Genomic DNA, 25,933 nt, shown 5'->3' on the forward strand with positions numbered 1-25,933 from the left:
AACACATTTGGCGTTACGCGCAGATGTTTGCGAGCTTGAACGTTTTAAAAGAATTGCAAAAGCATTATGAAACGAACCCAAAAGACCCCCTAAAAGGCATCATTTGGCACACGCAAGGTAGCGGTAAAACCGCCTTAACCTACCATTTAACCAAACTCATCAGAGACTTTTTTAGCCGATCCAACCTAAACAAAAAGACTAAATTTTATTTTATTGTGGACAGGTTGGATTTATTAGAACAAGCCAAAAACGAGTTTTTAAAAAGAGGCCTTTGTGTGCATGAGGCAGAAAATAAAGAGGATTTGAGCCAAAAATTAAAAAACGCTAGCGTGTTTGAAGGCCCTCAAGGGAATGATGAAATCATCGTTGTGAATATCCAAAAATTCAAAGCCCCCAATGAAGAAAAAGCCCCCAATGAAGACCCTTCTAGCGCTACTAAAGAAATTATTTCTAAAACAGAATTACAAGAAGCGACAAAAGATAACCACGATTTACAAAGGGTGTTTATCATAGATGAAGCCCACAGGAGCTATGATCCTAAAGGCTGTTTTTACGCTAATTTGATAGAATGCGACAAAACAGCGGTAAAAATCGCTCTCACAGGCACGCCCCTATTAGAAGACAACGCGCAAGATAAAGCCACTAAAAACACTTTTGGCAACTACTTGCACACCTATTCTTATGCAGAATCCATTAAAGACAGACACACCCTAAAACTCCAATTAGAAAGCATTGAAACGAGTTACAAAGAAAAACTACAAAAAATCTATCGCCTTTTACAAGAAAGCATCACTATTGAAGACATAGAGGTTAAAAAAGAAACGATTTTTAATCATGAAAGATACATTAAAGAAATGCTCTTTTATATCATCAGAGATTTATTGAGTTTTAGGCGTGTAAATAATGATGAAAATTTAAAGGCTATGGTGGTTTGTTTTTCAAGCGCCCAAGCCAAGTTAGCTAATTTATTTTTTAATGAAGTCCAAGAAAAAGTCTTACAAGAAAACCCTAACCTGAAAATTTTAAAACAACTCCAATCCAGCCTGATTTTGCATGATGAACAAGAAGTCAAAGAAAAGATTTATTCTTTTAAACATGGAGATACGGATATAGTCTTTGTGTTTAACATGCTTTTGACCGGCTTTGATTTACCCAGTCTCAAACGCCTTTATATCCACAGAGAATTAAGAGATCACAATTTGCTCCAAGCCCTAGCCAGAGTGAATCGCTCCTATAACAACATGTCTTTTGGCTACCTTATAGATTTTGTAGGGATTAAAGAAAATTACGACAAAACGACTGATGATTACTTGAAAGAATTAAACCAATTCAATCAAAGCGATTCTAATATCCAAGATAATCTCAAAGACATGTTTGCGGATCGTAAAACTTTAGAAGAAGACATTAAAAACGCCTATGATGATCTTTTTAATTACCCCATTGACGATATAGAGGCCATGACTAGCGCCATTGTTAGTATCAGCAAAATGAACGAGCTTGTAAAAGTCTCACAAGCCATTAACACGCTCAAAGAGCGCTACAATTTAATCCGCACTTCTAGTGATGAAAAAATCCTTTCCTTAAAAGAAAAAATGGATATTGAAAAGATCAGCAAAATCTCTTCAATGCTTGGCAAAAAAGCCAAACAACTCCATGCGTTAAAAAATATCAATGAGCCTAAAAACCCAAACGATTTAATCGTTTTAGAAGACCTCATCGCTCTTTTAGACTTTAAAATAGAGTTTAAAGAAAGCAAAGAATTACGCTTTAAAGAAAAAGAAGAGATTAGCGCTAAATACAAGCAAGCTAAAGAGATGTTAGAAAAAATCCCGGACAAACAAGATAAAGAAATCCAAAAGATTTCTAAAGAGCTTTCAAAACTGATCCAAGAACCCCTAACCAATCATAATTTTGATGGAATTTCTCATTCTTATAGCGTGATCATTTCACAACTCCAACAACATAAGGAGCAAACCACCAACCTATTAAATAAATACAATAATGATCGAGCTTATGTGATCACGCATAAGCGACTTCACAATCGCCTTATGGAAGAAAACATTTCTAAGGGAATTTTCACGCTTTTAGGCGCGCTCAAAAAAGCTCTTGATGCGCGTATTTTTAAGCGTCAAGAAATCTTAAACGAAGAGTATTACCTAAAAAATGCCATAAAAGTAGAATTAAGGGACGCTTTCAAAAAAGACCCCTCCTTAAAAGATTTAGAAAAAGAAAAAGAACTTATCATTCAAACCCTTTTTAACGAACTCACGCAAAACCACCATCAAGGAAATTTGAATGCCTAATAACGCCTTATTGCAAATCAAACAAGACACCCTAAGCCTCATTGATGATTTAAAAGTCACTTGCACGAGTTTTGGTTTAGGGAACGACGGCAACGAATACAAGATCATCACGCAATGCTTTTTGTATAAATTCTTATGCGATAAATTTGAATTCCTTTTTGAACAAGAATTCCCCAACCAAACGATACAAGATTACAAAGACTTGAACGAAGAAGAAAAAGAAGAGTTCTTTATTGCCTTAACCGATAAAAGACTCCCCAAACTCGCCTATGATGAGCTTTTAAGCTATCTTTTTGAAAAACATTTTAACGATAACGATTTACACCTAAAGCTAGACGCTATTTTTAATCGCATTTCTAGCAATAATGCCGAGCTTTTCAACACCACAAGCACGGACAAAACCACTATTGCCCTATTTGAAAGCATCTCACCATACATTAACGAAGAGTCTAAAAGGGCTAATTTCACCAGAGTTTTATTAGACAAACTCAAAAATTTTAATTTCAAACAAGCTTTTTTAAATTTACAAAACCAACAAGGCTATGATTTTTTCGCCCCCATTTTTGAATACTTACTCAAAGATTACAATAACGCCGGCGGAGGGAAATACGCCGAATACTACACCCCTTTAAGCATCGCTAGCATCATTGCTAAGCTTTTAGTGAATAAACCCACTCAAAGCGTCAAAATCTATGACCCAAGCGCAGGCACAGGAACGCTTTTAATGGCATTAGCCCACCAAATAGGCACTAATTCTTGCACCCTTTATGCCCAAGACATTTCGCAAAAATCCTTAAGAATGCTCAAACTCAACCTGATTTTAAACGACTTGACCCACTCTTTAAGATACGCCATTGAGGGAAACACCTTGACTAACCCCTACCATTCTAAAGATTATCATGGGAAAATGGATTACATCGTGAGTAACCCCCCTTTCAAGCTGGATTTTTCCAACGAGCATGCCGAAATTTCGCAAAACAAAAACGATTTTTTCTTAGGCGTGCCTAATATCCCTAAAAACGATAAAAGCAAAATGCCCATTTACACGCTCTTTTTCCAGCATTGCTTGAACATGCTTAGCCATAAGGGTAAGGGGGCTATTATCGTGCCAACCGGATTCATCAGCGCTAAAAGCGGGATAGAAAATAAGATTATCCGGCATTTAGTAGATGAAAGGCTCGTTTATGGGGTGATTTGCATGCCCAGTCAGGTTTTTGCCAACACCGGCACTAACGTGAGCATCATCTTTTTTCAAAAAACGCCAAGCGCAAAGGAAGTGATCTTGATTGATGCTTCCAAACTCGGCGAAGAATACACCGAAAACAAAAACAAAAAAACGCGCTTAAGACCAAGCGATATGGATTTGATTTTAGAAACTTTTCAAAATAAAACTAAAAAATCGGATTTTTGCGCCCTAGTTTCTTTTGATGAAATCACAGAAAAAAATTATTCTCTAAACCCCGGGCAGTATTTCACTATAGAAGACACAAGCGAAACAATCAGCCAAGCGGAGTTTGAACACTTGATGCAACAATATTCAAGCGAACTGACAAGCCTTTTTGATGAAAGCCAAAATTTGCAACAAGAAATTTTAGAAACTTTAAAAGGGGTTAGGTTTGAGTGAGTGGCAAACATTTTATTTAAAAGATTTAGGGAAAATTGTCGGTGGCGCTACCCCACCTACCAATAACCCCAAAAATTATGGCAATAAAATTGCTTGGATTACCCCTAAAGATTTATCCACTTTACAAGGGCGCTACATTAAAAAAGGCAGCCGCAGCATTTCACGCTTAGGGTTTAAATCATGCTCTTGTGTGTTACTCCCAAAGCATGCCATTTTATTTTCTTCAAGAGCTCCTATAGGTTATGTGGCTATTGCTGAAAAAAGGCTATGCACCAATCAAGGTTTTAAAAGCATTATCCCTAATAAAAAAATTTATTTTGAATTTTTATATTACTTACTCAAATACCATAAGGATAATATTTCTAACATAGGGGGCGGAACTACTTTTAAAGAAGTTTCAGGGGCTACTTTAGGACTATTCCAAGTTAAGATACCCCCCACTTATTACGAACAACAAAAAATCGCCCGCACGCTTTCTGTTTTAGATCAAAAAATAGAAAACAACCACAAAATCAATGAGCTTTTACACACCCTCGCTTATAAAATCTATGAATATTATTTCAAATACAAACCTAAAAATGCAAAGCTAGAACAAATTATTATTGAAAATCCTAAATCTAATATTATGGTTAAAAACGCCCAAAAAACCCAAGATAAATACCCTTTCTTTACAAGCGGAGATAATGTCCTATCCTATCCTAAATCAATCATTGATGGCAGAAATTGCTTTTTAAACACTGGGGGCAATGCTGGTATTAAATTTTATGTAGGCAAAGCTTCTTATTCAACGGATACTTGGTGTATTGGCGCTAACGAATTTAGCGACTATTTATATTTACTGCTTTCAAGCATAAAAACCCATATCAATCAAAGCTTTTTTCAAGGAACTAGCCTTAAACACTTACAAAAAAATTTGCTTAAAAAATATCCTATTTACATGCCGTCCGTGCATGAAATTAAAAAATTTAATCAAATTATTATGCCCCTACTCACGCTTATATCCATTAACACAAGAACTTCTAAAAAATTAGAACAAATCAGAGACTTTCTACTCCCCCTACTCTTAAAACAACAAGTCAAACCCCAATGAAAAATTTTAGAACAAAACTTTTTTAAGGGGTAAAAACCCTTTAATTACAAGAAAGAGAAGTTTTGTCATCAAAATGAAATTTTTTAAAGAAAAAGAAGTTTCAAAAATTAAAAGTTTGAGTCAAATCCGCTAGTAAGATTTGACCCCAGTGCTCTTGCGCCAGAGCCAAAATTTTAGTATAATGGCGTTGCGGACACCATTAAAACTATGATTACTAATCTCATGTTAGGTTATCTCCTTTTCTGAGGTAACCACCCACTGTTACCCCCAACCCTAACATACTCCAAATACCGCAACCAAAGAGAAAACCAAGAGATTACTACTTGCGTTTGTTTATTATAGAAACAATCAACCCAAAAAACGCTAAAAAAATTTTAAGCGATCTTTTAGGGTTAAATGAAGTTTTATTCAAAAAATGAAGTTTTACAAAAAAGAGTTTTTAAACAACAACTAAGCAAACTCGCGCTACAATCTCCCTTTTTGATTGCGGAGTATGGCGCAGCCTGATTAGCGCGCACCCTTGGGGTGGGTGAGGTCGTGGGTTTGAATCCCGCTACTCCGACCATGACTTTTTAAAAAAGCTTCAATGATTATCAATTCATTATATAATCACACTAAACAAAATCAATTTTTAAACATGATGATTGAAAGGATTTCTATTGAATCGTTTCTTTAACCGAGAGCTTTCATGGTTAGCTTTTAACACAAGGGTTTTAAACGAAGCCAAAGATGAGAGCCTGCCTTTATTAGAGCGCTTGAAATTTTTAGCCATTTATGACACGAATTTAGACGAATTTTACATGATAAGAGTGGCCGGGCTTAAACAACTCTATGAGCATAAAATCGCCTCTAAAGGCATTGATGGCGCAAGCCCTGAAGAACAATTAGAAAAAATCAAGCATTATTTAGCGCATGAAATTGAAGAAAGGGAGTTGGAGTTCCAAAAAATCCAAGCCCTACTCTTTAAAAAAGGGCTTTGTATCACCCCCTATAATGAATTGAATTTAGAGCAAAAAGCTAAGGCTAAAACCTATTTTAAAGAGCAGCTTTATGCGTTAGTTTTGCCTTTTAAGTTGGACTCTTCGCACACTTTCCCGCCTTTAGCGAATCTGACTTTCGCGCTTTTTGCCCACATCAAAGACAAAGAAACCCAAATTACCTCCTATGCGCTCATCAAACTCCCCTCTTTTATCTTCCGTTTTGTGGAGTTAGAAAAAGGCTTGTTTGTGTTGGCTGAAGAAATCGTAGAAGCGCATTTAGAAGAATTGTTTTTAGAGCATGAGATTTTAGATTGCATGGCGTTTAGGGTAACTTGCGATGCGGACATTGCCATCACTGAAGACGAAGCGCATGATTATGCGGATTTGATGAGTAAGAGTTTAAGGAAAAGAAATCAAGGCGAAATCGTGCGCTTGCAAACCCAAAAAGGGAGTCAAGAGCTTTTAAAAACCCTTTTAGCGTCTTTAAGGAGCTTTCAAACCCACTCTTACAAAAAGCACAAACTCACCGGCATGCATATCTATAAAAGCGCGATCATGCTCAATTTAGGGGATTTGTGGGAATTAGTCAATCATAGCGATTTTAAAGCGCTCAAATCGCCCAATTTCACGCCCAAAATCCACCCTCATTTCAATGAAAACGATCTTTTCAAATCCATAGAAAAACAGGATCTGTTGCTGTTTCACCCTTATGAAAGTTTTGAGCCTGTGATCGATTTAATAGAGCAAGCCGCTAGCGATCCGACCACCCTTTCTATCAAAATGACGCTTTATCGTGTGGGCAAGCATTCCCCCATTGTCAAAGCCTTGATTGAAGCGGCGAGCAAGATTCAAGTGAGCGTTTTAGTGGAATTAAAAGCGCGCTTTGATGAAGAAAGCAATCTGCATTGGGCAAAAGCTTTAGAAAGGGCAGGTGCGTTAGTCGTTTATGGCGTTTTCAAACTCAAAGTGCATGCTAAAATGCTAGTAATCACCAAAAAAACAGACAACCAATTACGCCATTTCACCCATTTAAGCACGGGCAATTACAACCCTTTGAGCGCTAAAATCTATACCGATGTGAGTTTTTTTAGCGCTAAAAATGAAATCGCTAACGACATTATCAAGCTTTTCCATTCCTTGCTTACGAGCAGCGCAACTAATAGCGCATTAGAAACGCTTTTTATGGCGCCCAAACAGATCAAGCCTAAAATCATTGAACTCATTCAAAATGAAATGAATCACAAACAAGAAGGCTATATCATTTTAAAAGCCAACGCCCTAGTGGATAGCGAAATCATTGAATGGCTCTATCAAGCCTCTCAAAAAGGGGTTAAAATCGATCTCATTATTAGAGGGATTTGCTGTTTAAAGCCCCAAGTCAAGGGCTTGAGCGAAAATATCAGGGTGCATTCTATCGTGGGGAAATATTTAGAACATGCACGCATTTATTATTTTAAACATGAAAATATTTATTTTTCTAGCGCGGATTTAATGCCCAGGAATTTAGAAAGGCGCGTGGAATTGCTTGTTCCCGCCACAAACCCCAAGATCGCTCATAAATTGTTGCATATTTTAGAAATCCAATTAAAAGACACCTTAAAACGCTACGAGTTAAATTCTAAAGGCCGTTACACTAAAGTTTCAAACCCTAACGATCCTTTAAATTCGCAGGATTATTTTGAAAAACAAGCCCTTAAAACCTTTTAAAGGTTATCGTTCAAATCATAAAAGATAAGGATTTAAATGCTTTATTCGTTATTAAAAAAATATCTTTTTAGCTTGGACGCTGAAGACGCGCACGAAAAAGTTTGCAAGATTTTAAGAATGCTTTCTTCATCGCCCTTTTTGTGCAATTTGATTGATTCTCAATGGGGTTATCAAAACCCAAAGCTTGAAAATGAAATTTTAGGCTTGCATTTCCCTAATCCCTTAGGCTTGGCCGCCGGCTTTGATAAAAACGCTTCCATGCTCAGAGCGTTAATTGCTTTTGGGTTTGGCTATTTGGAAGCAGGCACATTGACTAATACTGCGCAAAGCGGGAATGAAAGACCAAGGCTTTTCAGGCACATTGAAGAAGAGTCCTTGCAAAATGCGATGGGGTTTAATAATTACGGGGCGATTTTAGGAGTGAGATCGTTTAAGCGCTTCGCCCCTTATAAAACCCCTATTGGCATCAATTTAGGCAAAAACAAACACATAGAGCAAGCGCATGCCCTAGAAGATTACAAGGCGGTTTTAAATCAATGTTTAAACATTGGCGATTATTACACTTTCAACCTTTCTTCGCCCAACACCCCTAATTTAAGGGATTTACAAAACAAGGCGTTTGTGCATGAGCTTTTTTGCATGGCTAAAGAAATGACTCCTAAGCCTTTATTTTTAAAAATCGCCCCGGATTTAGAAACAGATGACATGCTAGAAATCGTCAATAGCGCTATTGGAGCGGGAGCACATGGGATTATTGCGACTAATACGACCATTGATAAAAGCCTAGTGTTCGCTCCTAAAGAAATGGGGGGCTTGAGCGGGAAATGCTTGACTAAAAAAAGCCGTGAAATCTTTAAAGAATTGGCTAAAGCCTTTTTTAATAAAAGCGTTCTTGTTTCTGTGGGGGGGATTAGCGATGCGAAAGAAGCTTATGAAAGGATTAAAATGGGAGCGAGTCTGTTACAAATTTATAGCGCTTTTATTTACAACGGGCCAAATTTATGCCAAAATATTCTTAAAGATTTGGTAAAATTACTCCAAAAAGATGGATTTTTGAGCGTTAAAGAGGCTATAGGAGCGGATTTAAGATGAGATATTTTTCTGTTAAAAGACTTTTGAGGCTTAGTTCTGTCTTGTTAGTCACTTTAGGAGCGAGCATGCACGCACAATCTTACTTACCCAAACATGAGAGCGTTACCTTAAAAAATGGGTTGCAAGTCGTAAGCGTCCCCTTAGAAAATAAAACTGGGGTTATAGAAGTGGATGTGCTTTATAAAGTCGGCTCTAGAAACGAAGTCATGGGCAAAAGCGGGATCGCTCACATGTTAGAGCATTTGAATTTTAAAAGCACCAAAAACCTTAAAGCCGGTGAATTTGATAAGATCGTTAAGCGTTTTGGGGGCGTGAGTAACGCTTCTACGAGCTTTGACATCACGCGCTATTTCATTAAAACCAGTGAAGCCAACTTGGATAAGTCTTTAGAATTGTTCGCTGAAACCATGGGTTCTTTGAATTTAAAAGAAGATGAGTTTTTGCCTGAGCGTCAAGTGGTCGCTGAAGAAAGGCGATGGCGCACCGATAATTCCCCTATCGGCATGCTTTATTTCCGCTTTTTTAACACCGCTTATGTCTATCACCCCTACCATTGGACGCCCATTGGTTTTATGGACGATATTCAAAACTGGACTTTAAAAGACATTAAAAAATTCCATTCGCTCTATTATCAGCCTAAAAACGCTATTATTTTAGTGGTGGGCGATGTCAATTCCCAAAAGGTTTTTGAATTGAGTAAAAAGCATTTTGAATCCTTAAAAAACCTTGATGAAAAAGCTATCCCCACCCCTTACATGAAAGAGCCTAAACAAGATGGAGCAAGAACAGCAGTCGTGCATAAAGATGGGGTCCATTTAGAATGGGTAGCGTTAGGGTATAAAGTGCCTGCTTTCAAGCATAAAGATCAAGTCGCTTTAGACGCTTTGAGTAGGCTTTTAGGCGAAGGTAAAAGCTCATGGTTACAAAGCGAATTGGTGGATAAAAAACGCCTGGCTTCTCAAGCTTTCTCGCACAACATGCAATTACAAGATGAAAGCGTGTTTTTATTCATTGCGGGGGGTAATCCTAATGTCAAAGCCGAAGCCTTACAAAAAGAGATCGTAGCGCTTTTAGAAAAGCTTAAAAAAGGCGAAATCACTCAAGCGGAATTAGACAAGCTCAAAATCAATCAAAAAGCTGACTTTATTTCTAACTTAGAAAGTTCTAGCGATGTGGCGGGGCTTTTTGCGGACTATTTAGTGCAAAACGATATTCAAGGCTTGACGGATTATCAGCGACAATTTTTGGATTTAAAAGTGAGCGATTTGGTGCGTGTGGCTAATGAATATTTTAAAGACACCCAATCAACCACCGTGTTTTTGAAACCTTAAAAGAGCCTTATAACATGCAATTTCATTCATCTAGCGCGTTAATTACGCCTTTTAAAAAAGATTTGAGCGTTGATGAGGCCGCTTATGAATCCTTGATCAAGCGCCAAATTTTTCAGGGCATGGACGCATGCGTGCCTGTTGGCACGACAGGAGAATCCGCCACGCTCACCCATAAAGAGCACATGCGTTGCATTGAAATCGCCATAGAGACTTGCAAAAGCACTAAAACGCCTTCCAATTCGCGCATGAAAGTGTTAGCCGGCGTGGGCAGTAACGCCACGAGCGAGTCCCTTTCTTTAGCAAAGTTCGCCCAAAAAATCGGTGCGGATGCGATTTTATGCGTAAGCCCCTATTATAACCGCCCCACCCAACAAGGCTTGTTTGAACATTATAAAACTATCGCTCAATCGGTAGAAATCCCTGTCATGCTTTATGATGTGCCAAGCCGCACGGGCGTGTCTATTGAAGTCCCAACCGCCCTCAAACTCTTTAGAGAAGTCCCTAACATTAAAGCCATTAAAGAAGCGTCTGGCTCTTTGAAAAGAGTAACAGAATTGCATTATTATGAAAAAGATTTTAAAATTTTTAGCGGGGAAGATTCGCTCAACCACTCTATCATGTTTTCAGGGGGGTGTGGCGTGATTTCAGTGACCGGTAATTTAATGCCTAATTTGATTTCACAAATGGTCAATTGTGCGCTCAAACTTGAATACCAACAAGCCCTAGAAATCCAAAATAAGCTTTTTGATTTGCATCAAGCCCTTTTTGTGGAAACAAACCCTATCCCTATTAAAATGGCCATGCATTTAGCCGGGTTGATTGAAAACCCAAGTTACAGACTGCCTTTAGTGGCCCCAAGCAAAGAAACGATTCAACTTTTAGAAAAAACTTTACAACAATATGAGGTAATTGCATGAATCATTCCAATCACATGAAAAATAAAACCCTAGTGATCAGCGGCGCGACGAGAGGGATTGGCAAGGCGATATTGTATCGCTTCGCTCAAAGCGGCGTGAATATCGCTTTCACTTACAATAAAAATGTTGAAGAAGCCAACAAAATCATAGAAGATGTGGAGCAAAAGTATTCCATTAAAGCCAAAGCCTACCCTCTCAATGTTTTAGAGCCTGAGCAATACACAGAGCTTTTCAAGCAAATTGACGCTGATTTTGACAGAGTGGATTTTTTTATTTCTAACGCTATTATTTATGGGCGTTCTGTCGTGGGGGGATTTGCACCGTTTATGCGATTAAAACCTAAGGGGTTAAACAACATTTACACAGCCACCGTGTTAGCGTTTGTGGTGGGGGCTCAAGAGGCGGCAAAACGCATGCAAAAAATAGGTGGCGGGGCGATCGTGAGCTTAAGCTCTACCGGGAATTTGGTCTATATGCCTAATTACGCCGGACATGGCAATTCTAAAAACGCCGTAGAAACCATAGTCAAATACGCTGCTGTGGATTTAGGCGAATTTAACATTAGAGTGAATGCGGTTAGTGGTGGGCCTATTGATACGGACGCTTTGAAAGCCTTCCCTGATTATGTGGAGATTAAAGAAAAAGTAGAAGAGCAATCGCCCCTGAAACGCATGGGCAATCCTAACGATCTAGCCGGAGCGGCTTATTTTTTATGCGATGAAACCCAAAGCGGTTGGCTTACAGGGCAAACGATCGTTGTGGATGGTGGGACCACTTTTAAATAAAGATTTTTTTTGAAAAACATTATCCATATCCACCAAAACAAAGAGTTGCAATTCATTAAAAAATGTTTGTTGGGCTATTTTTTCGCCCCTTTGTGTGGGGCTATTTTGTTGGTGCTTTTTCTTGTTTCAAGCGGGGCAAAATCGTTTCAAATTTCTAACCTCTTCAATAATCAATTGGCTTATATCGTGTTGTTATTGTCTCTTTTTTTGTGCGCGCTTGGGTTCATTGCCGGAGCGATTGGTTTTTACAGGCTTTCTAAAATCACACGCCATCTGAGTTTTTTTGAAAATTTCGCTTTCAGTTTTTTGGCGGTGATTTTATGCGCTCTTTTAAGCTATTTTGTCCCTAACGCTAGTAACGCTCTTTCGCTAATCGGTAATGGTGTTTCTATTTTTTATTTGCACAAACTCTATAGAGAATTGAGCCTTTACACGCAAGAAAGATTTTTTTTAAGCGGGTTTAGGTTGTTGCTTTTTAGTTTCATGTTGGCTCTTTTAGGGGTTTTAGCGCAAGCGTTAGTTATCATTTTTTTAACGATCGCTGTGATTTTAATGTGTGTGGCGCTTGGCTTTTTGGGGCGCGCGTTTTTGAATTTTTCACAAGTCTTTTTGAAAGCATGAAAGTTTTAAAACTCCTGCCTAATTTTTTGACGATTTTACGCATTGTCTTATCCTTGTTTTTATTGTTTTTATTGTTAAACACGCGCACTTATTTTAGTTTTTTAACCCCCTTTCACACCAACATGATCTCTTCATTGGTTTTTTTGTTTGCTGCGCTCACGGATTTATTGGACGGCTATATCGCCAGAAGCTATAAAGCCAAATCGCGCTTTGGGGAAATCTTTGACCCTTTAGCGGATAAAATCCTTATTTTGAGCGCGTTTTTAGGGCTAGTTTATTTGGATCGTGTGAATGCGTGGATCCCGTTTGTGATTTTAGGGCGTGAATTTTTTATTTCAGGGCTTAGGGTTTTAGCCGCTAATGAAAAAAAGGATATTCCTGTCAATGCGTTAGGCAAGTATAAAACCGTTTCTCAAGTCGTGGCGATTAGCGCTTTATTAGCCAATTTAACTTACTCTTATGTGCTTGTGGCCATAGCGGTTTTTTTAACCCTTTATTCGGGGATAGATTACACGATTAAATATTATAAATCTTAATGTTTTAAAAGAAGTTTTTAGCGTTCTTTAAAAAATACCTTAAAAATCCGCTCTCATCAAATATTGATAAACATTAACTAATATTATAAATCTTAATGTTTTAAAAGAAGTTTTTAGCGTTCTTTAAAAAATACCTTAAAAATCCGCTCTCATCAAATATTGATAAACATTAACTTTAGCATTCTTTCGTTTGTTTAAAATTTTATTTTCAATATTCAATTAAAAAAAATCATTTTATTTTATTTTTGTTATAATTCAAGCTATTTTTATTTTCAATCTAAGGAGGTGTCGCATGGACAATCAAAAGATAACGCATCAAAATACCACGCAAAAACAAGGCGAGCTTAAAAGAGACATGAAAATGCGCCATCTCTTAATGATTGCATTTGGAGGAGCGATCGGCACAGGGCTTTTTGTAGGCACTGGAGGTAATATTGCGAACGCTGGCCCTTTAGGGACCTTGATCGCTTATGGTTTTGGAGGGCTTGTGGTTTATTGCATCATGCTCTCTTTAGGCGAATTGGCTAGCGTTTATCCCACTACGGGCAGTTTTGGGGATTATGCGGCTAAATTCATAGGCCCTGGCACGGGCTATATGGTTTTTTGGATGTATTGGCTTGGCTGGGTGATCACGGTGGCGTTAGAATACATCGCTATAGGCATGCTCATGCAACGCTGGTTTGTAAATATTCCTATCCATTATTGGGTTATTTTATGCATTGCGTTAGTTTTTTTATTGAACTTTTTTTCGGTTAAAATTTTTGCCGAGGGCGAGTTTTTCTTTAGCCTGATTAAAGTTTTAGCGGTGATCGCTTTTATAGGCATTGGCGTAATTGGGATCATTTATCAAATCTATTTGCATGGGTTTAGTTCTATTTTTGATAACTTCCATTTTGGCGATAAGGGGTTTTTCCCTAATGGGAGTGCAGCGGTTTTTAGCGCGATGCTCGCTGTCATTTTTGCTTTCACTGGCACAGAGGTGATTGGGGTGGCTGTAGGCGAGACTAAAAACGCTAGCGAAGTGATGCCCAAAGCGATTAAAGCGACCTTGTGGCGGATTGTCTTTTTCTTTTTAGGCTCTGTGTTTGTCATTTCTGTTTTTTTACCCATGAATGATTCTTCTATCACGCAAAGCCCTTTTGTGAGCGTTTTAGAACGCATCAACTTGCCCTTTATTGGCATGGGTATCCCTTATGTGGCTGATATAATGAACGCTGTTATCATTACGGCGATGTTTTCTACCGCTAATTCAGGGCTTTATGGAGCGAGCCGCATGATTTATGGGCTGTCCAAACAAAAGATGTTTTTTAAGGTTTTTTCCCAACTCAACCGACAAGGCACGCCCACTTATGCGATGCTTTTTTCCCTTTCTTTTTCTCTCATAGGGCTTTTAGTCCAAATTTATGCGAAAGAAAATGTCGTGGAAGCTTTGATTAATGTGATCAGTTTCACGGTGATTATTGTGTGGGTTAGCGTGTCCGTTTCGCAATATTCTTTCCGCAAGCAATACTTAAAAGCCGGGCATTCTTTAGAGGATTTGCCTTATAAAGCCCCCTTTCTACCCTTTTTGCAACTCATAGGGATCACTGGGTGTGCCATCGGTGTAATCGGTTCGGCTATGGATAAGGATCAACGCATTGGGATGATTTTAACGATTGTTTTTGCTGTTGTGTGTTACATTGGATACTATTTTACACAAAAAGCTAATGAAAATAACAAAAAAGATTTGATATAATCTTTTTTTAATTTTGAAATTTAGCACATTTTAAGGAAGTAACCATGATGAAAAAAACCCTTTTTATCTCTTTGGCTTTAGCGTTAAGCTTGAATGCGGGCAATATCCAAATCCAAAACATGCCCAAAGTGAAAGAGCGAATAAGCGTCCCCTCTAAAGACGATACGATCTATTCTTACCACGATTCCATTAAGGACTCTATTAAAGCGGTGGTGAATATCTCCACTGAAAAAAAGATTAAAAACAATTTTATAGGTGGCGGTGTGTTTAATGACCCCTTTTTCCAACAATTTTTTGGGGATTTGGGCGGCATGATCCCTAAAGAAAGAATGGAAAGGGCTTTAGGCAGTGGCGTCATCATTTCTAAAGATGGCTATATCGTTACGAATAACCATGTGATTGATGGCGCGGATAAGATTAAAGTTACCATTCCAGGGAGCAATAAAGAATATTCTGCCACTTTAGTAGGCACCGATTCTGAAAGCGATTTAGCGGTGATTCGCATCACTAAAGACAACCTACCCACGATCAAATTCTCTGATTCTAATGATATTTTAGTGGGCGATTTGGTTTTTGCGATCGGTAACCCTTTTGGCGTGGGCGAAAGCGTTACGCAAGGCATTGTTTCAGCGCTCAATAAAAGCGGGATCGGAATCAACAGCTATGAAAATTTCATTCAAACAGACGCTTCCATTAATCCTGGAAATTCCGGCGGCGCTTTAATTGACAGCCGTGGAGGGTTAGTGGGGATCAATACCGCTATCATTTCTAAAACCGGGGGCAACCACGGCATTGGCTTTGCCATCCCTTCTAACATGGTTAAAGATATTGTAACCCAGCTCATCAAAACCGGTAAGATTGAAAGAGGTTACTTAGGCGTGGGCTTGCAAGATTTGAGCGGCGATTTGCAAAATTCTTATGACAATAAAGAAGGAGCGGTGGTCATTAGCGTAGAAAAAGACTCTCCGGCTAAAAAAGCAGGGATTTTGGTGTGGGATTTGATCACCGAAGTCAATGGCAAAAAGGTTAAAAACACGAACGAGTTAAGAAATCTAATCGGCTCCATGCTACCCAATCAAAGAGTAACCTTAAAAGTCATTAGAGACAAAAAAGAACGCACTTTCACCCTCACTCTAGCTGAAAGGAAAAACCCTAACAAAAAAGAAACCATTTCTGCTCAAAACGGTGCGCAAGGCCAGTTGAACGGGATTCAAGTAGAAGATTTAACCCAAAAAACCAAAAGGTCTATGCGTTTGAGCGATGATGTTCAAGGGGTTTTAGTCTCTCAAGTGAATGAAAATTCCCCAGCAGAGCAAGCCGGCTTCAGACAAGGCAACATCATCACAAAAATTGAAGAGATTGAAGTGAAAAGCGTTGCGGATTTTAACCATGCTTTAGAAAAGTATAAAGGCAAACCCAAACGATTCTTAGTTTTAGACTTGAATCAAGGTTATAGGATTATTTTGGTGAAATGATAGGGGTGGGTTGTTAGTCGCATGTCTTTGATTAGAGTGAATGGGGAAGCTTTTAAACTCTCTTTAGAAAGTTTAGAAGAAGACCCTTTTGAAACTAAAGAAACGCTAGAGATTCTTGTTAAACAAACGAGCGTTGTTTTATTGGCCGCTGGGGAATCTAAGCGTTTTTCTCAAACCATCAAAAAACAATGGTTGCGCTCTAATCATACCCCCTTATGGCTCAGCGTTTATGAAAGCTTTAAAGAAGCCCTAGACTTTAAAGAAATCATTTTAGTCGTGAATGAGCTAGACTATACCTATATCAAACGCCATTACCCTGAAATCAAGCTTGTAAAAGGCGGGGCATCAAGGCAGGAATCCGTGCGTAACGCTTTAAAAGTAATTGATAGCGCTTACACGCTCACCAGCGATGTGGCTAGGGGTTTAGCGAATATGGAAGCACTTAAAAATTTGTTTGTAACCCTTCAAAACACGAATCATTATTGCATCGCTCCTTACTTGCCTTGCTATGACACAGCGATCTATTATAACGAGGCTTTAGATAGAGAAGCGATCAAACTCATTCAAACCCCGCAATTAAGCCACACCAAAGCGCTCCAATCAGCCCTAAATCAAGGGGATTTTAAAGATGAAAGCAGCGCGATTTTACAAGCTTTCCCTAATCGTGTGAGCTATATTGAAGGCAGTAAGGATTTGCACAAGCTCACCACAAGCGGCGATTTGAAACATTTCGCGTTCTTTTTCAACCCAGCAAAAGACACTTTTATAGGCATGGGCTTTGATACGCATGCGTTTGTTAAAAATAAGCCTATGGTTTTAGGGGGGGTTGTTTTGGATTGCGGGTTTGGGTTAAAGGCTCATAGCGATGGCGATGCTTTGTTGCATGCGGTTATTGATGCGATTTTAGGAGCGATTAAAGGGGGGGATATTGGCGAATGGTTCCCTGATAATGACCCCAAATACAAAAACGCCTCCTCTAAAGAGCTTTTAAAAATCGTGTTGGATTTTTCTCAAAGCATTGGGTTTGAATTGCTTGAAATGGGGGCGACCATCTTTAGCGAAATCCCTAAAATCACTCCTTACAAACCGGCGATTTTAGAGAATTTGAGCCAACTTTTGGGTTTAGAAAAATCTCAAATCAGCTTGAAAGCCACTACAATGGAAAAAATGGGGTTCATTGGCCAACAAGAAGGGCTGTTAGTCCAAGCGCATGCGAGCATGCGTTATAAACAAAAACTTTAAACGCGATAAAAGGAAGAATGGATGAAAATCTTAATCATTGAAGACGATTTAGCGCTAGCTAGGAGTATCTCTCATAATTTGCATGATTTAGGGCATTTTTGCGAGATCATCTCTAGCATTTCAGAAGAAAATAAAGAGCCTTATGATGTGATTTTGGTTTCTTCTAAAGTTTGCACTCAAGGGCGTTGCGAACATTTTGTGCGTTATAATTCCAAGCAAATCATTATCATGATGGCTTCGCATGTCAATGAAGATGGCGTGAATAAACCCATTCAAGCGGGAGCGAGAGATTATATTCTAAAACCTTTTAAAATGGATGAATTGTTGCGTAAGATCCAATACCACAAAGCCTACCAAGAAATGACCGCTCGCTTGGGATTTTATGAAAATTACTTGGACTTTATCCATGCGGAATTGCCCTTGCCTAGAGATTTTTCTTACCGGCCGCCTTTTATCATCCACACACCCTCTCAAGAGCTTGCGAACGCTTATTTATTGCAATACGCTAAAGAAAGGCAAATGGATTTTTCTTTTTTCTCCTTAAAAGACACCACTTGGAAAGATCTATACAAGAATAAAGACAAATTAGAACGCCCTTTTTACATCATGCATTTAGAAGAGCTTAAAAAAGACGAGCAATTGAAATTGCTAGAATTGGCCCGTTCATGCCCTATTGTGTTGTCTTACACCCATAAAGAACCCCTAGAATTTCCTAAAATTGTGAGCATTGAATGCGGAAATAAACCCCTATCTTTGTTTAGCGATAACACGACTTTCCTTTCCATTCAAGAGTATGAAAAAGAAGCCATTAGGCATTTTTCTTCCACTTGCACCGATACAGAATTGGCTAACAAGCTTGGCATTAGCCGCAAAAGCCTTTGGGAAAAACGCCGGAAATATAATTTGCCACGCAAATAACAGAAAATCCTTAAGCCCTGTTTTCTTGGGGCGTTGATCATAAAATGCAAGAATGCCAAAAGCGTTTTTGCAATCAAAAGAGCTAAAACAAGCGGTGATCTCTTAAAATTTAGCGTATTGAATGAGAATAGAGTTAATTATTATTAAAATAACTTATTATTTGCTATATATTTACTATAATAGTTTAACTTTTGAAAAGAGAAATTCAACTTAAGGATTAACCATTAGACAGGCGTTTAGCAAAACAAGATCCACGCATTCAAAAACCCTTTTACTAGACATTGATTGCGTTATCCCTAATATTGTTAGGCGTTTGCTCTCTAATAAAACGCTCCCCAAAAGATTCGCCGCTTACAGCTTGCAAGAAGTGGGCGTTATTTTCCTTACCACTCAGATTTTATCTATCATGCGCAAAACCCGTTGCTCTAAAACGCTTTTTTTTATCACTAGGGGCAGAGAGAGTTTCCGCTACCAGCTGTGCGATCATTACAAACAAAAACGCCACCAATTTGATGAAGGTTTTAGATCCCTTTTAAAAGCTCTCAAAATCGCTTTGGTGGAAAAATACCCCCTAAAAAAAGGGGCTAGAATCCAGGGCGAACATTGTTTTGAATATGAAGCCGATGATATTATCTCTTTTTACAAAAAGAAAGACCCCAACAATTATGTGATAGCCAGCATGGATAAGGATATTTTGTATTCCAACAGAGACTCTCATTTCAACTTGAAAACCAACGCTTTTTTTAATGTGAGTCAAAAAGAGGCTCATTTTTTTGCTTATTATCAGTGCGTTGTGGGGGATAAGGGGGATAATATTAAAGGGGTTAGGGGGATTGGCGGCTTCAACTATAAAGATTTTTTAAACGAAGACGCTAAAGAGCATGAATTGTGGGAGCAAATCATTCAAGCGTTCAAAATTAAAGAAGATTTGAGCGACAGCGAAGCTAAAGAAAAGGCTCTTTTAAACATGCGTTTAGTCAATATGCACCAGATGACCCACCATGGCGTGATCAAACTATGGGAGCCTGAGTTTAAAAAAACCTTTTTCCCTAAAAAACCCCAAAGACCTGATTTTAAAAGAATTTCTTGAAACAAAAACTTCTTTTAATATTGATTTTTTAAAAAAGAAATTATCGCTTACTTTATTGCAAACTCTTCACTATTGATTGTAGAAATGGTATTTTTTAAAACAAAAACTTCCCAAAAAAGACAAAAGAACTATTTCCAAGACTTTTTCTCGTGGCTTTAGAATTGTAAGCATACACATACCCCCCACCCATATCAAAAGACAAACTCCTATAAGTCCAAACCCTAAAGCTGCTCATTAAAGAATATTCTTGATAATCCCCAAAAGCCACCATCGCGTCTAAACGCACCCTTTTAGTCTTAAGCCCTAAAAAAACATAGCCTGAAATGCTAGAATTAGCAAAATAAATCGCTGGCACACCGGGCGCGTTGATCCCACGGCCATAGAATTTAGTCCTGTCATTAAAAGTCCATAGATAGCCCTTATTGTTTCTTGCCGGAACGATATAAAAACCCGTTCCAAAATTAAAAATTTTGTATTTAAAAGTTTGATCGATCAAAAACAAGCCAGCACTTTTAGTGCTTGTAGCCGCATCAGTGTTGCCGTATTGATACATGCCATGCACTAGAGTGCGCGAAGTGAAACCCTTAGCTAAAGAAGCGTCATACTCCAACTTACCCCCCACTTGCACTAAAACATTTTGGGTGGGCAAAGGCAAGCGGGTGTCCGTTAAAATAAAAGGCACCACTTTAAGATTTTCATGCCTATATTCTGCGCCCAAAACAAACACTTCCCCCCCCACATACAAGCGTTTAGACACGGGATCATAAGACGCTAGAGCGTTTAGGGAAGTAGCGATCCGATTCCCTTGCTCTTTATTGATCTGATGCCCGTTATAAAGCATGCTATCCATAAAAATCCCAAAATAACGCATGGAATTTTGCTTAAAAGCCACAGAGATCCCTTGAATATTGCCCCCTATCCAATCAAAATCCACAAAATCGGTATTGAAACGCCCTAAAGCGATTTTAAAACGCTGGTTAGCGTATTGGAGATACGCATCAGAAACATCGCCAGCGCTCAAATAAGGTTTAATATTGTTAGGGTTACCAAAAAAATTCCCCAGACTGATGTAAAGGTTAGCCAAACGCTGTTTGTTATAAATATTCCAAGCCCCAATCGCTCCAATACCAAAGGACCACCCATTGCTATAAGAAAAATCCACCCCAAGACGCGCTAAAGCCCCCACATAGCTGTGAGGGTTTTTTTGCGCCCCTTGATTATACAATAGCCCCAGATAGCCAAAAGGTTTGACGGCGATTTCTAAAGCTTTTAAAGACAGACCATTTAAAAAAAGGATCCCTAACGCTAAATAATAATATCTTTTCTTATTTTTCTTATACTGCATTAAAAACTCATCGTGGATTTAAACTTAATATTTTAATGAAAATTCCTTTTAATTGCGCTGAAACGGGTTTAAAATCTCAATGACCACTAAACATTATCAATAAACTTGATTGACTAACACTAAAGATTTATGATAGTATTCTAATAAAACTATTTTAAAGGTGATCCATGAGTAAGAGTTTATACCAAACTTTAAACGTGAGCGAAAACGCCAGCCAAGATGAAATCAAAAAATCCTACCGCCGTTTAGCCCGACAATACCACCCGGATTTGAATAAAACCAAAGAGGCCGAAGAAAAATTCAAAGAAATCAACGCCGCTTATGAAATTTTAAGCGACGAAGAAAAACGCCGCCAATACGATCAATTTGGCGACAACATGTTTGGGGGGCAGAATTTCAGCGATTTTGCCAGAAGCCGCAGAACTAGTGAAGATTTAGACGATATTTTAAGCTCTATTTTTGGGAGGGGGGGCTTTTCGCAAAGATTTTCTCAAAACTCGCAAGGCTTTTCTGGCTTTAATTTTTCCAATTTCGCCCCTGAAAATTTAGATTTGACCGCCACTTTAAATGTCTCTGTTTTAGACACCCTTTTAGGCAATAAAAAACAAGTGAGCGTCAATAATGAGACTTTTAGCCTTAAAATCCCTATCGGCGTGGAAGAGGGCGAAAAAATCAGGGTTCGCAACAAAGGGAAAATGGGGCGAACGACTAGGGGCGATTTGCTCTTAGAGATCCATATTGAAGAAGATGAAATTTACAGGCGCGAGAAAGATGATATTACCCAAATCTTTGATTTACCCTTAAAGACGGCTCTTTTTGGAGGGAAAATTGAAATCGCTACTTGGCATAAAACCTTAACCCTAACCATTCCCCCTAACACCAAAGCGATGCAAAAATTCCGCATCAAAGAAAAAGGGATCAAAAACAGAAAAACTTCGCATGTGGGGGATTTGTATTTGCAAGCTCGTTTGATTTTGCCTAAAACGGAAACGCTTTCTGATGAGTTAAAAGCGTTATTAGAAAAAGAATTGTAAGGAGGAATCGTGTGCGATTATGATGAACCGCTTTATTTGATAAGCGTCGTGGCTAAAATCTTAGGCGTGCACCCTCAAACCTTGCGCCAGTATGAAAAAGAGGGTTTGATAGAGCCTAGCAGGACTGATGGGAAAATGCGCTTGTATTCCCAACGAGACATGGACAAAATCAAAACGATTTTACGCCTTACAAGGGATATGGGGGTTAATCTTGCGGGCGTGGATATTATCTTGCGTTTAAAAGAAAAGCTTGATGAATTAGACAACCTCAATAAAGAATTGCAAGACGCTCTGCACAAACACTCTAAAAACAACAAAACCCCAACGAAAAATTTAAACACCCCTACGAATTTTTACGAATTGATTTTATTTAAAAAATGAGCCTGACTTCGCTTTTAAACCCAAAAAGCCTAGAAGATTTTTTAGGCCAAGAGCATTTAATAGGGAAAGACGCCCCCTTATTTAAAGCCCTACAATCCAAACACTTCCCCCATGCCTTTTTCTATGGCCCTCCTGGCGTGGGTAAAACAAGCCTGGCTCAAATCATCGCTCGCTCCCTAGAGCGCCCCATTCTTTCATTTAATGCGACGGATTTCAAATTAGAGGATTTACGCCTTAAGCTTAAAAATTACCAAAACACCCTTTTAAAACCCGTTGTTTTTATTGATGAAACCCACAGATTGAATAAAACCCAACAAGAATTTTTACTCCCCATTATGGAAAAAGATCACGCTTTAATCTTAGGGGCTAGCACGCAAGATCCTAATTACAGCCTAAGCCATGCGATCCGATCAAGAAGTTTTACTTTTGAATTAACCCCCCTAAAAAAGAGCGATTTAGACAAGCTTTGCGCTAAAGCTTTAACATTGCTCAAAAAACAAATAGAGCCTAGTGCTAAAACCTATCTTTTAAACAACAGCGCTGGCGATGCTAGAGCGTTATTAAACCTTTTAGATTTGAGCGCTAAAGTAGAAGATCCTATCACTTTAGAAACGCTCAAATCCTTACGGCCTCATAGCCTAAATGACGGATCTTATAGCGATGATACGCATTATAACCTCACTAGCGCGTTAATCAAGTCTTTAAGAGGGAGCGATGAAAACGCTTCCATCTACTATCTGGCGCGCCTGATTGCTGGCGGGGAAAACCCGGAATTTATCGCCAGAAGGCTGGTGATTTTTGCGAGCGAAGATATTGGTAACGCTAACCCAAACGCCCTTAATTTAGCCTCTTCTTGCTTGTTTTCAGTCAAACAAATCGGCTACCCTGAAGCGCGCATTATTTTAAGCCAGTGCGTGATTTATCTGGCTTGTTCGCCCAAGTCTAACACGGCTTATAGAGCGATCAATCAGGCCTTAGATTGCGTTCAAAAAGGCTTACTCTACCCTATTCCTAAACACCTGCTGCCTAATGCTAAAGACTATCTTTACCCGCATGATTATAACGGCTATGTCAAACAAGATTATTTAGAAAAACCCCTCAATTTGGTTTCTTCTCAAGGCATAGGGTTTGAAAAAACCCTTTTAGAATGGCTTGATAAAATAAGAAATTGATCTTATAAGTTACATTAAAATGCGACAATGGTAATAAAAAATCAATATTTTTTGATTAAATTAAAATAATAATGAGTTTTATCTATGTTTCATCGCATTATTATTGTATAATAATATTCTAGTTATAAAAATCATTTTACGGATAAGGGAAATATCAGCATGAAAAGATTAGAAACTTTGGAATCCATTTTAGAGCGCTTGAGGATGTCTATCAAAAAAAACGGACTCAAAAATTCAAAACAAAGAGAAGAAGTGGTGAGCGTTTTGTATCGCAGCGGCACACACCTAAGCCCTGAAGAAATCACGCATTCTATCCGCCAAAAGGACAAAAACACCAGCATTTCTTCAGTCTATCGCATTTTGAATTTCTTAGAAAAAGAAAATTTTATCTGTGTTTTAGAGACTTCAAAAAGCGGTCGGCGCTATGAAATTGCGGCTAAAGAACACCATGATCACATCATTTGTTTGCATTGCGGCAAGATCATTGAATTTGCAGACCCTGAAATTGAAAACCGCCAGAATGAAGTCGTTAAAAAATATCAAGCCAAGCTGATCAGCCATGACATGAAAATGTTTGTGTGGTGTAAAGAATGCCAAGAGAGTGAATGTTAAGAGATTTTAAAAAAGCTAGCTTAAATAGGGCTATCTTTAATGGTTTTAAGGACTTCATCCAGGTTAAAACGCTTGAGTTTTAGATTTTTGATTTCTTCATCGCTCAAGCGTTTCCAAGTGAAAGTCTTGCCCACATACCCCCATTTATCATAGCTTGAAGTGAATTCTAAATCCCCGTTTGAATTTTGAGTAACCCTTACGTAGTAGGTCTTGCCGTCATAAAAATTATACGCTTTACCGCCTTTATAAGATCGTTTTCCAACCTTAATCAAATCGCTTAAAAACACCACGCCTTTATCGCTGCGATTCCTTAGCTTTGGGTTAGGATTGAGTTTGTCTTTTCTGGCTTTAGAGCCATCCACATCAGAAATACCATAAGCATAGAACTTCCCATTATGCTCAAAAAACTCCACAAAAGAGCTTTTCATGTATAAAAATTCTTGAGTTTGATAAATTCCAGGCAACTCTACAGCCCCTAAAAAACAACAAAAAACTATAACAAGACTCACCAATTTCATAATTTTAATTTGATCAATCCTTTAGGCATTTTAACGACCGCTTTAAAAATCGGCTCTTCCCTATATTTTTCAAAAGACTCTCCATAGAACCTCAACGCATGTGCATCGCTTTCAAAAAAAATAGCCAGCATGCCCGCATCTAAACGCAAAAAAGAAGCTTCTTGAACCGGCTCATAAACGATCAAGTCTCTTTTTTCATCATAAGGGGTTTTAATGGTGGCTTGATTGATACCCACCACTTTAGCCCCCTCAACGCCTTTGACAATCAGCTGGAAATCCACATATTTTTTGTGGCTTTCAAAAAAGCCTTTCTCGCTTTCTTTGGCATGCTCTAAACAATAACTCTGCTCTATGCTAAAGATGCCATGCCCTAAAGGCGCTTGAAATTCTGTATTAGCAGCAAGGTTTAAAACCCTTTGATTCGCTTTACTACCCTTTTGCATGACCTCTTTTAAATACGCATGCAAAATTTCTAACGCTTGCGTTTTTTTAAACAAATGCCCAAGCGAGCTTAATTCCCCAAAAATAGCCATATTCCTTCCTTCTTTACTTTAATGGTTTAATTTTTCAGTTGCTCTAAGCGTTCTTTTTTAGTGCCAATATCCGTGATCTGAATACCAAAATTCCCATCCACGATCACCACTTCGCCCTTAGCGATCACCTTGTCATCTACAAGAATTTCCAAAGGGTCATTCACCAATTGATCCAACTCTACCACGCTCCCTATATCCATAGAGACCACATCTTTTAAAATCATCTTTTTTTGCCCGATGCGCACCTTAACGTTCAATTTCACGTCTAAAAGCATGCTGATATTGCGGATCTCTATGTTTTCTAAAGACGCATCGTGGGTTTTAATCTCTTCAGCAGCGCTCTGTGTCGTTTCTTCTTTTTCTTCTTGATGCGTTTTTTCAAATTGGCGCTCAAAAGCCTCCGTAGTCAATAAAATGATTTGGCTTTCTTTGATGGCTTCCATTTTAAAAGAAAACACCATCGCTTTAGCGTAATCTTCTTTTTTAGGAATCTCTTTAGCGATTTCAGCGTTCGTGGTAGTGAAATTGAGTTTGGGGAGCAATTCTTGAGACTTCAAGCTTGTAGCGATCGCGCCAAAAATATTAGAAGCCATTTCTTTAAAAGCGTCTAAATCGTCATTATCCATTTCTTCCTTACTCGCCCCCTCACCTCCTAACATCAAATCGCTTAAAGCGGTAACTAAAACTACCGGAGCCAGCAATTCAATAGAGCTCTCTTCTTTTTCAATCGCGCTTATCATGACTCTTGCATAAGGCGCGCTGATTAATTTCAAAAAAGATTCGTCGCTACTAGAAATTTTTTTTTCTAATCCCACGCTTGGAGCCTTACCCACTAACCCTTCTAAAGTGGAGACAACCTCTTGAATAAAAATCTTAATAAAATCTTGCATTT

General features: G+C 38.5%; 23 protein-coding genes and 1 tRNA gene. 20 read left to right on the plus strand and 4 right to left on the minus strand.

Annotation, left to right across the window (positions count from 1 at the left end):
* Positions 1-23 precede the first annotated feature (23 nt).
* From IC572_RS00070 to IC572_RS00145, 16 genes are all read left to right on the plus strand, one after another.
* On the plus strand, positions 24-2,303 hold the full coding sequence (locus IC572_RS00070) for a DEAD/DEAH box helicase family protein (protein WP_232263292.1): 2,280 nt from the start codon (positions 24-26) through the stop codon (positions 2,301-2,303).
* Positions 2,296-3,927, plus strand: a complete 1,632-nt coding sequence (locus tag IC572_RS00075) for an N-6 DNA methylase (protein ID WP_187854645.1) — start codon at positions 2,296-2,298, stop codon at positions 3,925-3,927. Before IC572_RS00070 ends, IC572_RS00075 begins: the two co-directional genes overlap by 8 nt.
* Positions 3,920-5,017, plus strand: a complete 1,098-nt coding sequence (locus IC572_RS00080) for a restriction endonuclease subunit S (RefSeq protein WP_187854646.1) — start codon at positions 3,920-3,922, stop codon at positions 5,015-5,017. Before IC572_RS00075 ends, IC572_RS00080 begins: the two co-directional genes overlap by 8 nt.
* Before the next feature lie 487 nt (positions 5,018-5,504).
* Positions 5,505-5,582 (plus strand) — tRNA-Pro (locus IC572_RS00085).
* 94 nt (positions 5,583-5,676) lie between these two features.
* Complete coding sequence (locus IC572_RS00090) at positions 5,677-7,704, plus strand: RNA degradosome polyphosphate kinase (RefSeq protein WP_187854647.1); 2,028 nt, start codon at positions 5,677-5,679, stop codon at positions 7,702-7,704.
* 36 nt (positions 7,705-7,740) lie between these two features.
* Positions 7,741-8,796, plus strand: coding sequence for a quinone-dependent dihydroorotate dehydrogenase (locus IC572_RS00095; RefSeq protein ID WP_187854648.1), 1,056 nt, complete (start codon positions 7,741-7,743; stop codon positions 8,794-8,796).
* Positions 8,793-10,127 (plus strand): zinc protease PqqE, encoded by a 1,335-nt coding sequence (gene pqqE, locus IC572_RS00100; RefSeq protein WP_187854649.1) that lies wholly within the window; start codon positions 8,793-8,795, stop codon positions 10,125-10,127. Before IC572_RS00095 ends, pqqE begins: the two co-directional genes overlap by 4 nt.
* A 14-nt stretch (positions 10,128-10,141) precedes the next feature.
* On the plus strand, positions 10,142-11,044 hold the full coding sequence (dapA, locus tag IC572_RS00105; protein ID WP_097708492.1) for a 4-hydroxy-tetrahydrodipicolinate synthase: 903 nt from the start codon (positions 10,142-10,144) through the stop codon (positions 11,042-11,044).
* Complete coding sequence (locus tag IC572_RS00110; RefSeq protein WP_108255955.1) at positions 11,041-11,829, plus strand: enoyl-ACP reductase; 789 nt, start codon at positions 11,041-11,043, stop codon at positions 11,827-11,829. Before dapA ends, IC572_RS00110 begins: the two co-directional genes overlap by 4 nt.
* A gap of 9 nt (positions 11,830-11,838) precedes the next feature.
* A complete protein-coding gene (locus IC572_RS00115; protein WP_187854650.1) occupies positions 11,839-12,450 on the plus strand; it encodes a hypothetical protein in 612 nt (203 codons plus the stop codon).
* Positions 12,447-12,986 carry a CDP-diacylglycerol--glycerol-3-phosphate 3-phosphatidyltransferase gene (gene pgsA / locus IC572_RS00120; RefSeq protein ID WP_187854651.1) on the plus strand — a complete coding sequence of 180 codons (540 nt, stop codon included), beginning with the start codon at positions 12,447-12,449 and terminating at the stop codon, positions 12,984-12,986. Before IC572_RS00115 ends, pgsA begins: the two co-directional genes overlap by 4 nt.
* Positions 12,987-13,278: 292 nt before the next feature.
* On the plus strand, positions 13,279-14,721 hold the full coding sequence (locus IC572_RS00125; protein ID WP_187854652.1) for an amino acid permease: 1,443 nt from the start codon (positions 13,279-13,281) through the stop codon (positions 14,719-14,721).
* Between the two features lie 44 nt (positions 14,722-14,765).
* Entirely contained in the window at positions 14,766-16,196 is a 1,431-nt protein-coding gene (locus IC572_RS00130) for a Do family serine endopeptidase (protein WP_187854653.1), read from the plus strand.
* A gap of 21 nt (positions 16,197-16,217) precedes the next feature.
* Positions 16,218-17,438, plus strand: a complete 1,221-nt coding sequence (locus IC572_RS00135; RefSeq protein ID WP_187854654.1) for a bifunctional 2-C-methyl-D-erythritol 4-phosphate cytidylyltransferase/2-C-methyl-D-erythritol 2,4-cyclodiphosphate synthase — start codon at positions 16,218-16,220, stop codon at positions 17,436-17,438.
* Positions 17,439-17,459: 21 nt separating this feature from the next.
* On the plus strand, positions 17,460-18,356 hold the full coding sequence (locus tag IC572_RS00140; RefSeq protein WP_187843295.1) for an OriC activity response regulator: 897 nt from the start codon (positions 17,460-17,462) through the stop codon (positions 18,354-18,356).
* A gap of 223 nt (positions 18,357-18,579) precedes the next feature.
* On the plus strand, positions 18,580-19,446 hold the full coding sequence (locus tag IC572_RS00145; protein WP_187854778.1) for a 5'-3' exonuclease: 867 nt from the start codon (positions 18,580-18,582) through the stop codon (positions 19,444-19,446).
* A 94-nt stretch (positions 19,447-19,540) separates the two neighbouring features.
* On the opposite strand, the gene IC572_RS00150 is transcribed toward IC572_RS00145, so the two are convergent.
* On the minus strand, positions 19,541-20,791 hold the full coding sequence (locus tag IC572_RS00150) for a hypothetical protein (RefSeq protein ID WP_187854655.1): 1,251 nt from the start codon (positions 20,789-20,791) through the stop codon (positions 19,541-19,543).
* A 167-nt stretch (positions 20,792-20,958) separates the two neighbouring features.
* Between IC572_RS00150 and IC572_RS00155 the strand changes: the two genes are divergently transcribed.
* The 4 genes from IC572_RS00155 to fur all read left to right on the plus strand — a co-directional run bounded on the left by IC572_RS00155 (position 20,959) and on the right by fur (position 23,990).
* Positions 20,959-21,825, plus strand: coding sequence for a DnaJ C-terminal domain-containing protein (locus IC572_RS00155; protein ID WP_187854656.1), 867 nt, complete (start codon positions 20,959-20,961; stop codon positions 21,823-21,825).
* 9 nt (positions 21,826-21,834) lie between these two features.
* Positions 21,835-22,206 carry a heat shock protein transcriptional repressor HspR gene (locus tag IC572_RS00160; protein ID WP_000332993.1) on the plus strand — a complete coding sequence of 124 codons (372 nt, stop codon included), beginning with the start codon at positions 21,835-21,837 and terminating at the stop codon, positions 22,204-22,206.
* Entirely contained in the window at positions 22,203-23,378 is a 1,176-nt protein-coding gene (locus IC572_RS00165) for a replication-associated recombination protein A (protein WP_187854657.1), read from the plus strand. The genes IC572_RS00160 and IC572_RS00165 overlap by 4 nt, the downstream gene beginning before the upstream one ends.
* A 159-nt stretch (positions 23,379-23,537) precedes the next feature.
* A complete protein-coding gene (gene fur, locus IC572_RS00170) occupies positions 23,538-23,990 on the plus strand; it encodes a ferric iron uptake transcriptional regulator (RefSeq protein ID WP_000824996.1) in 453 nt (150 codons plus the stop codon).
* 20 nt (positions 23,991-24,010) lie between these two features.
* Here fur and IC572_RS00175 read toward each other — a convergent pair whose 3' ends face one another.
* From IC572_RS00175 to fliY, 3 genes are read right to left on the minus strand one after another with little or no spacing between them, the layout of a single operon-like run.
* Positions 24,011-24,508: a DUF2147 domain-containing protein gene (locus tag IC572_RS00175; RefSeq protein ID WP_000780289.1), complete on the minus strand. Its 498-nt coding sequence runs from the start codon at positions 24,506-24,508 to the stop codon at positions 24,011-24,013.
* Positions 24,505-25,041 carry a NanQ anomerase/TabA/YiaL family protein gene (locus tag IC572_RS00180; protein ID WP_187854658.1) on the minus strand — a complete coding sequence of 179 codons (537 nt, stop codon included), beginning with the start codon at positions 25,039-25,041 and terminating at the stop codon, positions 24,505-24,507. The genes IC572_RS00175 and IC572_RS00180 overlap by 4 nt, the downstream gene beginning before the upstream one ends.
* Positions 25,042-25,067: 26 nt before the next feature.
* A complete protein-coding gene (gene fliY / locus IC572_RS00185) occupies positions 25,068-25,931 on the minus strand; it encodes a flagellar motor switch protein FliY (protein ID WP_187854659.1) in 864 nt (287 codons plus the stop codon).
* Between the last annotated feature and the right edge of the window lie 2 nt (positions 25,932-25,933).

Source organism: Helicobacter pylori (assembly GCF_014496485.1).
Lineage (GTDB): Bacteria > Campylobacterota > Campylobacteria > Campylobacterales > Helicobacteraceae > Helicobacter > Helicobacter pylori_DD.